Origin of the sequence: Corynebacterium tuscaniense, from assembly GCF_008693065.1 — a bacterium.
Classification (GTDB): Bacteria; Actinomycetota; Actinomycetes; order Mycobacteriales; family Mycobacteriaceae; genus Corynebacterium; species Corynebacterium tuscaniense.
On record NZ_VXKH01000144.1, the window covers coordinates 1 to 893 of the forward strand.

Annotated in this window: 2 protein-coding genes; both read left to right on the top strand. The window is 57.2% G+C overall.

Annotated elements, in window-relative coordinates; translation table 11 throughout:
- A partial coding sequence (locus F4V54_RS10930) for an HNH endonuclease (RefSeq protein ID WP_150387150.1) occupies window positions 1-452 on the top strand: 452 nt, incomplete at its 5' end.
- Between the two features lie 80 nt (window positions 453-532).
- The gene (locus F4V54_RS10935; RefSeq protein ID WP_150387151.1) at window positions 533-889 is read left to right on the top strand and encodes a NaeI family type II restriction endonuclease; all 357 of its coding nucleotides are present in this window, start codon (window positions 533-535) and stop codon (window positions 887-889) included.
- The last annotated feature ends 4 nt before the right edge of the window (window positions 890-893 follow it).

Sequence of the window (893 nt, forward strand, 5' to 3'; positions counted from 1 at the left end):
CCCCTGAGCTTGGCCCTCGCCCCAGAAAGGAGCTGATTTCCAACGCGGTACGAAACGGGGTGTTCGCTAGGGATGGCTTCACTTGCCAGTTGTGCGGTGAGCGAGCCGGTGATGTCTACGCTGATGATCCAGCAAGTACAGTGCGTTTGACGGTTGGCCATATCGCTGCCCAGGCGCACGGTGGCAGCAACTCGATGGAAAACCTGCGTGCTGAGTGCTCCCGCTGCAACGAGACTAAGCGTGATGAAGGTCAAGCTCCGGAGCACGTCGGCCACATTTGGTCGTCTGCGGTGAACCTCCCGCTGAAGGACAAGAAGGTGCTTCTTTCGTGGCTCCTGTCTGGTGCGCGCCCCCGTGACAAGGTCGAACAAATCTATGTGCGAACGCGGCTGCTCAGTGCGGAGGACCGTCAGCGTGTCATCGAGAAACTGCGTGCAGCGACGGAAAAGTAACTCGACATCGTGTGGGATCGTCCTTGGTAGATCGGAGCCTTTGAATGTGCCCTCATCAGAACAGGAGATACTCGAAGGACATGGTTGGAACGTGCGGTAGTGGAGACCAGGATCTCCTGCGGGTGCGGGATCTGATTCTCAAAGCGGATCCTGATGGGACACGGTTCGCTCAGACTTTTCGGTCGTCGTATGACCGGCTCTATAACGGGCAGTGGACCGGCCGCTACTCGTGGGATCAGCTCTACAAGACCGAAAAGACGCACTTCGGCACGCTGATTGAGATCGCCATCCGCCAGGAGTTCGACGACATCATCGATGACGGTGTCCAGGACCATCTCGACTACCGCATCTCCGGTGTCGATGTCGACTGCAAGTTCTCGAGGGGAAAGGCCCAGTGGATGATCCCTGTGGAATGTGTCGGTGAGATCATCATTTGACTTT